At 30.8% G+C, this 9,596-nt stretch carries 9 protein-coding genes; all 9 read right to left on the bottom strand.

Annotated features, from left to right (window positions below):
- The coding region (locus BOW55_RS07565; RefSeq protein ID WP_129023616.1) for a glycosyltransferase family 2 protein at positions 1-643 on the bottom strand (643 nt) is incomplete at its 3' end.
- Between the two features lie 16 nt (positions 644-659).
- Positions 660-1,070, bottom strand: a complete 411-nt coding sequence (locus tag BOW55_RS07560) for a WxcM-like domain-containing protein (protein ID WP_129023615.1) — start codon at positions 1,068-1,070, stop codon at positions 660-662.
- On the bottom strand, positions 1,061-1,960 hold the full coding sequence (locus BOW55_RS07555) for an NAD(P)-dependent oxidoreductase (RefSeq protein WP_129023614.1): 900 nt from the start codon (positions 1,958-1,960) through the stop codon (positions 1,061-1,063). The genes BOW55_RS07560 and BOW55_RS07555 overlap by 10 nt, the downstream gene beginning before the upstream one ends.
- A 48-nt stretch (positions 1,961-2,008) precedes the next feature.
- Positions 2,009-3,097, bottom strand: a complete 1,089-nt coding sequence (gene rfbG / locus BOW55_RS07550; protein WP_129023613.1) for a CDP-glucose 4,6-dehydratase — start codon at positions 3,095-3,097, stop codon at positions 2,009-2,011.
- Positions 3,091-3,867 carry a glucose-1-phosphate cytidylyltransferase gene (rfbF, locus tag BOW55_RS07545; protein WP_129023612.1) on the bottom strand — a complete coding sequence of 259 codons (777 nt, stop codon included), beginning with the start codon at positions 3,865-3,867 and terminating at the stop codon, positions 3,091-3,093. The genes rfbG and rfbF overlap by 7 nt, the downstream gene beginning before the upstream one ends.
- 56 nt (positions 3,868-3,923) lie before the next feature.
- On the bottom strand, positions 3,924-4,994 hold the full coding sequence (locus BOW55_RS07540) for a Wzz/FepE/Etk N-terminal domain-containing protein (protein ID WP_129023611.1): 1,071 nt from the start codon (positions 4,992-4,994) through the stop codon (positions 3,924-3,926).
- An 8-nt stretch (positions 4,995-5,002) separates the two neighbouring features.
- Positions 5,003-7,492, bottom strand: a complete 2,490-nt coding sequence (locus BOW55_RS07535) for an SLBB domain-containing protein (protein ID WP_129023610.1) — start codon at positions 7,490-7,492, stop codon at positions 5,003-5,005.
- 51 nt (positions 7,493-7,543) lie between these two features.
- Positions 7,544-8,590: a dTDP-glucose 4,6-dehydratase gene (rfbB, locus tag BOW55_RS07530; RefSeq protein ID WP_129023609.1), complete on the bottom strand. Its 1,047-nt coding sequence runs from the start codon at positions 8,588-8,590 to the stop codon at positions 7,544-7,546.
- Positions 8,591-8,596: 6 nt separating this feature from the next.
- Entirely contained in the window at positions 8,597-9,592 is a 996-nt protein-coding gene (locus tag BOW55_RS07525) for a mannose-1-phosphate guanylyltransferase (protein ID WP_129023608.1), read from the bottom strand.
- Positions 9,593-9,596 lie beyond the last annotated feature (4 nt).

Raw genomic sequence — 9,596 nt, 5'->3', positions numbered from 1 at the left:
CTTTTTCACAATCTTCTAACTTTTCGGTAAAGACTAAGGGTATATTTACTCTCTTTGCATTTCCAAAAACGCACATTTCGGATTTTAATATTTCAGTATTAAAAGCAAATGTTTTATCACTACCATAAACCTTACTTATAATTGATTCTTTTTGCAGAATACGATTATTAAGGAATATTCCTGAGGGATGTTCGGAGGTGTAAGCTATATTTAATAATGAATCTAACCCTTTATCTGAAGTAGTATCATTCTCGAATTTTTCGTAATTTAAAGAGCAATGGCCAACAGAAACATTATCAAAACTTTTAAGCTTTTGAATAAAAAGAGGCAAATTTTCATAGAGTATAAAGTCTTTATCTAAACATAACATTACAAATTTACCTTTACCAAGACTTAAAGACTTCAAAACATTTGGCATACTGCCAATATTTGTTTCATTTTGAATATAAACAAAACGCTCATCTTGAATATTCTTCAAAGTATTTTGAGTATCATCTATTGAGCAATTATCCACTACAATAACCTCAATATCGGTCCCTTTATAAAGAAGAATACTTTTAATCAAATTTGCAGTTTTATCTGCTCTGTTAAAAGTTGGAATACATATACTTAAAAAGACTTTCGAATTTTCCGTAATAATCATTAATTATATAAATGGTTTAAATAAAAGAAAAATCGTATGGTATTGTATCTTCTGGATCATATAACAAATCCGTATAGGCCAAAAGCATAAAATCTTCCTTTCCTGTATTCACAAAAATGTGAGCAATTTCATTTGGCACAAAAATCGTTTTTGCTTGTTCAAAAGACAAATTTATCATCATTCTCTCTTGAGTTTTTATATCAATTAAAATCAAATCACAGTGTCCAGATAATAATGTAAACCATTCAGATGCCTTTGGATGGTAGTGACCTCCCTTTGCTTGAAATTCTTTAGCATTAGTAATGTAAATTTCTCCTGTATGCATTGGCAAATTTTCTTCTTTACCATCGATAACTTTAAGAAACCAACCGCGATCGTCATTAATTAATCGACGTGGAATAATTTTTATTCTATCCTTTAATAACATTTGTCATATAATTTTAATACCTCCTCAATTTTACTATATTTAAAAAATGGGATAATTGATTCAATCAAAGTTCCATCAAGTTGTAGATTTTTCATTCCTACATCTGCTCTGCCAGCTTTTCCAAATAGGCTTTCATCCAATGGAAAATCATAAAATTTATAAATTTTTTCAATAATATTCCTTACTGAATATGTTTCTTCTCCGGCAAGATTATAAATTCCCGAATATTTAGAAAGAACTAATTCATGAACAATTTTAGGAACATCTCCTGCGTACAGATATTGTCTAATCTGTTCGCCGCTGGTAAATTGCATATCTTGATTTTTCTTTAATGCAGATACAGTATATGGAATTAAACGATGCGAAGCCTCATTTTCTCCATAAATTGTAGGTAATATTATATGAAGATGCTTTAAAGATTTACAGCATTTTGAAGAAACAAACCTTGTTAATAATCGTTTTGAAACACAATAATCATTAGGAACTTCTAAGCTTGAACTAGAGACTTCAGTTTCTGTAAACTTTATTTCACTTGAATTGTTTCCAATTTCAAAACATGATCCAAATGTTACAAAGGTTCCTGTAAAATTAATTTTATTTAATTCATTATAAATATTAATTGGCAAAAAAGTATTTAAGTTATAAATAGATGCTGAAGAATCTTTTAAATTAGACTGGATACCAGCGCCACAAGCATAAATTATAACTTCACTTTTTGACAGTGCATTATAATCTAAATTATCATTAATCAAATCTAACTTTGAAAATTTATTAAATTTATGATTTACAGGTTCTCTTCTTCCATAACAATCCACATCTAAACCTATATCATTAAAAAACAATCCAAATTCATTTGCTAAAAGTCCGTTAGTCCCAACAATTGATATCATTTTCTATTTATGTTTTTTTGAAATGTAACAAGCAAATCTTTAAATTACTTAATTGAAAAAATTTAATATTTGATTTGAGGTAATCTCTTTAATATTGTTTATATTGTTTATATATTCTTTATACCAATTCATTGTTAATGAAACAGCTTCTTCTGCATCCATTTTAGGATTCCACTTAAGTTCATTAATTGCCCTACTAATATCTAGCTTAAGCAAACCTGCTTCATGATGTTGATTCTCATCGATTTCTACATTAAAACTTCCTTTTCCCCAACTTTGAATTGCTAATTTTAACATCTCCTCAACTAACAATGTATCTGATATTTGAGGACCAAAATTATAAGCTTCATTAAATATTAATGGATTCTCATTTAAATTAGACCCTAATAATAAATATCCTGCAATAGGTTCTAAAACATGTTGCCAAGGCCTTACCGATTTAGGATTTCTAATGTTTACTGGTTTATCTATCGAAAGTGCTCTTACAATATCTGGTATCAAACGATCTTTCGACCAATCTCCCCCACCTATGACATTGCCAGCTCTTGCAACTGCAAGTGCTTTTTTGTGTGACGAATAAGTTTTATTATTAAAAAAAGAATTTCGATACGAATCTATTACAAGCTCGGCGCATGCTTTACTAGCGCTATAAGGGTCATATCCTCCTAACCTATCGTTTTCTCTATAAGGATAAAGCCATTCGTTATTATAATATACTTTATCAGTGGTTATTAAAACAATATTACATTTTATATTTAATAATTTAACTGCATCCAAAAGATTAGCTGTACCTATAACATTAACTTCAAAAGTTTCAGAAGGAATTTCATAAGATAAACGAACTAATGGTTGTGCCGCTAAATGAAAAATATAATCAGGCTGAAAATCTAATATTTCCGTTTCTAATCGTTTTTTATCTCTTAAATCAGCAATAACAGAATTACATAGATCATTACCATCAATAAGATAAAACAAATCCTGTCTTGTTTTTGGTTCAAGAGAATATCCTTTAACATCTGCACCTAGCATAACCAAAGTTTTCAACATCCAAGCACCCTTAAAACCTGTATGTCCTGTTAAAAAAACCTTTTTACCTTTATAGGTATTTTCTAACTTGTTGAATAAAGAATCTACCATGTTTTCCATTTAGCATTTCCTGAACTCCACATTTCTTCCAATTCATGTCGATCTCGCAAAGCATCCATGCATTTCCAAAAACCTTCATGTTTATATGCTGCTAATTGCTGATCATTGGCAATACTTGAAAGAGGTTCCTTTTCCCATTGAACGTCGTCGACGTTAGTTTCCAAATATCTAAATATTTCAGGTTCTAACACAAAAAAACCCCCATTAATCCACATCCCATCTCCTACAGGTTTTTCAACAAAACTATCTACTTCTCCTTTGCTATTTATTTCTAAATTACCAAATCTACCCGGAACTTGAACACTGGTTAAAGTTGCTAATCTCCCATGTAATCTATGAAATTCAAGTAATTTTACAAAATTCACATCAGATACTCCATCACCATAAGTCAACATGAATGTCTCACCTTTAACATATTTTTCGATGCGCTTTAATCTTCCAGCTGTATTTGTATGTAAACCTGTATCAATTAAAGTAATTTTAAAAGATTCAGTATTGGAATAATGAACATTAATGCTATTATTTGCCAACTCAATTGTAACATCCGAATTGTGAAGATAATAATTATAAAAATACTCTTTAATGTAAGTTGCTTTATAGCCTAAACAAATTACAAATTCATTAAAACCATGCTGTTCATACATTTTTAATATATGCCATAAAATAGGCTTACCTCCAATTTCAACCATAGGCTTAGGCCTTGCTTCAGTCTCTTCCATAAGACGAGTTCCAAAACCACCTGCAAAAATTACTACTTTCATTTTATGATAACTTTTTATAATTATTTATTAGGCTTTATTGTTTAATTAAGACCAACCTAATTGTACGCATTTTTTAATATTCTCCTTAAAATTAGAAAAAAGACAATCAAAATTCCTGCAATCAATCCTCCAACTACAAGTCCTTTTATTTTACCAATTCTTTGTTTATATAAAGGAAGAATTGGTCTGTCTATTACTTGTATTAGTGGAGTTTCTTTACGTAATGTAACTTTTGCTAATTCTGATTGTTTTACCAATTCCGTTAAAATTGCAGTATTAGCCTGAACATCAACTTGTCTTCTTACTGAAGGAGATCTACGTACATTTAATGCCGGATTCAAATTGAATGTATTGTCATTAGCAATTGCTACACCAGTAATTGCTCCGTTTAGTTCAGTTCGAATAGAATCCACTTGTTTTTCTAGGATTGCCATATTCAATCTCGCTTTCCTACTTTTAGTTTCAATGTAAAAATCCCCAACTTGTTTAGCCAATTCTTCGCAAAAATATTTTGCAAATAATTCATTTTTAGATGAAACATCAATAGTTATAATCGATATTTTCTTATCTCTTTGACCAACGGCCAAATCAGTTTTTAGTAAACTACCGTAAATAACTCCTAAAATACTATCCTGCTGTCTAGTAAATTTTTTTTGATCAGCATTTGGTAAAAATTGAATACTTGAAAATTTTGGATTTTTATCCCACGCTTCTCTCCAAGAATTATTTTGTATATACATTTCAGCTAATGAAATTTTTTTTCCATTAAAATCAACTGGAGAAAGCAATGTCTTCTCAACCATCGATCTTGATTTAAATAACTCTGAAAGATTAGTTCCTGTAAAAATTCCACCACCACTGCCACCTAAATCCAATCCAAATGAACTAACCAAACCTAGCGCTCCTCCTAAACCACTTCCCCCTTTTTCGTCTTCTAAAGCAAATGATAAAGTAGCAGTGTAGATAGGTTTCTTAACAAATGCATAAGCAATTCCTAAAAAACCTCCAACTATTCCAGCTAGAATAATTATTTTCCATTGTAAAAGAAGGTAACTATACCATTCTTTAATTTTGCCAATTAATTCTTTTAACGAAATCTCATCATTTTCCATATTTCTTTTTTCCATCAAGAATATTATTTATTAAATGCTGTGATAATTAACAATGCTAAACTGGAAACAACACTTCCTATACCAACCCATTCCCCAGCTGTCATCTTTTTTCTTTCTGGACGCTCGGGCACAACTATTTGAGAGTCTGGCAATACTTTAGGATAAGATTTAAAAAACAAAAATGAACTAGTCACATCTGCTTTTCCGTTTGGATAAATTATGTAAGCTTTCTTCTTCCATCCTTTATTATCAACACCACCCACCGAATTGATGTAGTATTTAAATCCTTTTCCATTTCGATAAGGAATTTCAGAAGTTAAAAGCACATTTCCAGTAACTTTGACTCCTTCATTATAAACTGCAACTTCAATTTCATCACCAGAAAACAACGTTACATTAGAATAATGATTTTTATCTTTTACTATTTTCTCCCAGTTCACCGGAATTGTAGCATATTTTAACTCATCTCTAAGCTTTTTAGATAATTTTGAATTAAGTGTATCTTTTCCTTTTGTATTTAATTCTTTTCCATCTTCAGTAAATTGTTTCTTTTCCAGATTTAAATTAATACTCTCCAATTGCTCAATCTGCTCTTCTTTGATAGGTCTTTTAATCTTCATCCCATCTAAATTTGCAATAGAGGTTAGTCCTCCCGCTCTCATTACTACATTATAAACGGTTTCTTTTTTATTGGCTAAAACATACTTTCCTGGATACGTAACAGCACCACTCACTTTGACCATTTCTGGTTTTTCATACACTGCCATTTTACGTATGTTAATCACGTCAAAAGGCTTCAAAACAAAATTTTTAACCTGTTCGTTATTGTCAGCCGTAATTTCGAGTTCTACTAATTCAATTCTTTTTGGATCAGCATCGTCTATAACATCTGACTTTACCATTCTTGCAATCTCCACTCTTTTAGAAGCAGAACCAGTCAATCCGCCTACCTGAACTACTAAATCGTTTAAAGTTAAATTATCAAAATAATCGTATTTTCCAGGATTTTTCACCTCTCCGTCAATGGTTACTTTATACTCTTCTCTAAAATCTAAAATAGAATAAACTGTAACAATATCTTCTCTTTTTAATTCAATATCTGCATTTAAATCCCCTGATAAAGCCATACTCAAATCTACATTTACTATTTCTGTAGTTAAATCTGTTTTTAAACGGATAATTCTTGCTCTTTTTGTATATGCATCCTCCTTTAACCCCTCTGCTCTTGTAACAAGATCTGAAATTCGCATTCCTTCCGTATATGAATAATAATCGGGCCTAAAAACAGCTCCCTCAATTTTAATACGATTTTCAAATCGATTTAATATTTTGGCCACTTTAAAAACATCTCCAGATTGTGGAACATAAGAACTATATTCACTTTCATTGATATCATGAACTTTAAACTCTTTACCAGTTTTCTGAAGCACATTTACTGAGGCTGTATAAGCAAATTCATTAAAACCAGATGCAAAGTTTAATAAATCTATGAATTTCTCTCCCTTTTTCATTTCAAAAATTCCAGGTCTTTTTACTTCTCCTTCAACCGTTACTCTTTGACTGTAAGCAGGAATTCGAATAACATCGTTGTCTTTCAGATTAACATTATCTGACTGATCACCTTTTACTAAAAACTTATAAATATCAACATTTTTATAAACTCTATTATTTCGAATTAATTCTATATTTCTGTAACTGCCATTTTTACCAGGGCCTCCTGCTAAATGCAATGCATTATAAACAGAAGCGAGAGAAGAAATAGAATAATTCCCAGGTTGTTTTCCGCCCACTATTGTTACTTTAATAGTTCTTATATCACTTAAACTAACACTAACCTGAGATTGTCCAGATCTAACTGTACTATAAACTTTTGCAATTGAAGCTTTTATTTTTTGAGATGCAGCTTCTATTGACATTCCAGCTACTGCTATTTGCCCAACATTTTGAATTGTAATTTTACCTTCAAAGTTTACTGGAACAGTATCATCAAATTGTTGAACACCGTATACGCTAACTTCCAATTTATCCCCTGGTCCCAATATATAATTTACTGGTGTTGCCATTTTCAAATCAGGTTCAAAATTTAAAGTGGGATTATCAAATAACTCGGATCCAAAAATCAAAGCGTTTAATGAATCTTTTACTTTATCATTTTTAACTTTTTCTTGTTTCCTTCCAAACTCAGAGTCCTTATCTTCTCCCTTTGTTTTGTTGTCTTTATTCTTATCTTTCGAAGCGTCTTTTGAATTTTTCTTTTCAAATTCAGTAAGTTTTGCTTTTAACTTGTTAAATTCAATCTGACTCATCCCTTTTGACAAAGCCATAGATTCTACCTGATCAATTGTCGCATTATTACTCTTTAGCTGTGCACTGATTTTAGCTAAATCATCGTCTGACAAATAATCCACTTTTACTGTACTCAAATCCTTTGATTTAAGAATATCCTGTGCATTTGTATTAAAAGATACGAGCAAAGTAAAAAACAAAATAAGAACGTATATTATCTTTTTCATATTTAAATTATATTTTAACCATTTGGTTTAAACGAAAAAATTATTCATTATCTACGAATATTGTTTTTGATAATACTCTTTGTAAGAACCTGAAGTGACATTTTGTAACCATTCATCATTATTCAAATACCAATTGATGGTTCTTTCCAATCCTTCTTCAAAGGTAACGGAAGGTTTCCATCCTAACTCTCTATTAATTTTTGAAGCATCAATGGCGTAGCGTAGATCATGACCTGGTCTATCTTTTACATACGTAATTAAATTTTGGGAAGTCCCTTTTTCTCTTCCTAATTTTTGATCCATTATTTCACATAACAGTCTAACTAAGTCAATATTTTTCCATTCATTAAATCCTCCAATATTATAAGTTTCATGATTTTTTCCTTCATGAAAAACTAAATCTATTGCAATAGCATGATCTTCAACAAACAACCAATCACGAGTATAATTCCCATCTCCATAAACTGGCAATGGTTTATTATTGATAATATTATTGATAAAAAGTGGAATTAATTTTTCAGGAAAATGATAAGAACCATAATTATTCGAACAATTGGTTAAAACATAAGATAAACCATAGGTTTCTCCATATGCTCTTACAAAATGATCAGAACTTGCTTTTGATGCTGAATACGGAGAATTGGGATCATAAGGAGTTGTTTCAGTAAAAAGTCCTTCAGCTCCAAGCGAACCATAGACTTCATCTGTACTTATATGATAAAAACGTTTCCCCTCGTAATTATCTTTCCACTGATTTTTAGCCGCATTTAATAAGTTCATTGTTCCAATAACATTTGTTTTTACAAATGCTATTGGATCTTCAATGGAGCGATCTACATGAGATTCTGCTGCTAAATGCAAAACTCCATCAAAATTATGCAGTGAGAAAAGTTCATTTATAAAAGTGCCATCAACAATATCTCCTTTCACAAAAGTATAGTTTGGTTGGCTTTCAATATCTTTTATATTCTCTAAATTTCCGGCGTAAGTTAGAGCATCCAAATTAAAAATTTGATATTCTGGATATTTAGTTACAAAACGTCTTACCACATGAGAACCAATAAAACCAGCACCGCCAGTTATAAGAATTTTTTTCATTTTACTTTAATTTAATAAATCTGAATTTTGTTTTTCCAATTCATTGTATATATCTTTAACATCTTGCGAATTTTCTTTTTGTAAAATTAGATTCGCTGTATCTGTATGCACAAATATGGTATTTCTTAGCCCTAAAAAAGCGGTATGAATAATACATCCTATAGACATGTTACCATTAGCATCGATTGGATGCCCTTTTGAAACAAGGTATTCGTAAACAGATTCAAATGACCCCAAATCTGACCACGAAAATGAAGCTGGAACCACTTTAATTTTTTTACTTCGTTCCATCACTGCATAATCAATACTTATAGATGGAATTTGCAATGACAGATCCAAATCTAAAAATCCATCTTTACTAGTTTCCCATGCTATCTTAGATTTCTCATATACATCTGGCTGAAATTGCTTCAGTTCCTCCAAAAAAACTCCTGCTTTAAAACAAAACATTCCACTATTCCATAAGAAATTACCTCTTGCAATAAATTCTTTCGCTGTTCTTTCATTTGGTTTTTCGCGAAAAGAAATGACCCTATCTCCTTTTGATTCTATATAACCATATCCCGTTTCCGGTTTAGTTGGAATAATTCCGAAAGTAACAATGAATCCTTCTTTAGCTTTTAAAATTGCTTCATTAATCGCTTTATTGTAATTTTCCATTTCATCAATAATATGATCTGAAGGTGTTACAATTAATATATCATCTGAATTTGATGCAAATGCTGCGAATGCAATAGCAGCAGCAGTATTTCGTGGTGTCGATTCTACTATATTAAGATATGTTGTTTTGGTCTTGTCCATCACCCTACCGCTCAAATGATGATTATCAACATTCCCAACCACCATTACTTTATCAGCTAAATGACTGTTACGATCGACTGTCATTTCAAATAGAGATTTATTTTCAAAAATTTCTAAATATTGTTTGGGCTGACTTTTTCGAGACAGCGGCCATAATCGGCTTCCTACTCCACCAGTTAATATTACATGCGTTATGAACATTCCT

The organism is Flavobacterium sp. YO12, from assembly GCF_004119495.1.
Taxonomy (GTDB): Bacteria; Bacteroidota; Bacteroidia; order Flavobacteriales; family Flavobacteriaceae; genus Flavobacterium.
This window is presented reverse-complemented; position numbering and strand designations above follow the sequence as displayed.

Coding starts and splice junctions, on each gene's coding strand:
- BOW55_RS07560 (WP_129023615.1), bottom strand. CDS start 1,070: ATGTTATTAAAGGATAGAATAAAAATTATTCCACGTCGATTAATTAAT.
- BOW55_RS07555 (WP_129023614.1), bottom strand. CDS start 1,960: ATGATATCAATTGTTGGGACTAACGGACTTTTAGCAAATGAATTTGGA.
- rfbG (WP_129023613.1), bottom strand. CDS start 3,097: ATGGTAGATTCTTTATTCAACAAGTTAGAAAATACCTATAAAGGTAAA.
- rfbF (WP_129023612.1), bottom strand. CDS start 3,867: ATGAAAGTAGTAATTTTTGCAGGTGGTTTTGGAACTCGTCTTATGGAA.
- BOW55_RS07540 (WP_129023611.1), bottom strand. CDS start 4,994: ATGGAAAAAAGAAATATGGAAAATGATGAGATTTCGTTAAAAGAATTA.
- BOW55_RS07535 (WP_129023610.1), bottom strand. CDS start 7,492: ATGAAAAAGATAATATACGTTCTTATTTTGTTTTTTACTTTGCTCGTA.
- rfbB (WP_129023609.1), bottom strand. CDS start 8,590: ATGAAAAAAATTCTTATAACTGGCGGTGCTGGTTTTATTGGTTCTCAT.
- BOW55_RS07525 (WP_129023608.1), bottom strand. CDS start 9,592: ATGTTCATAACGCATGTAATATTAACTGGTGGAGTAGGAAGCCGATTA.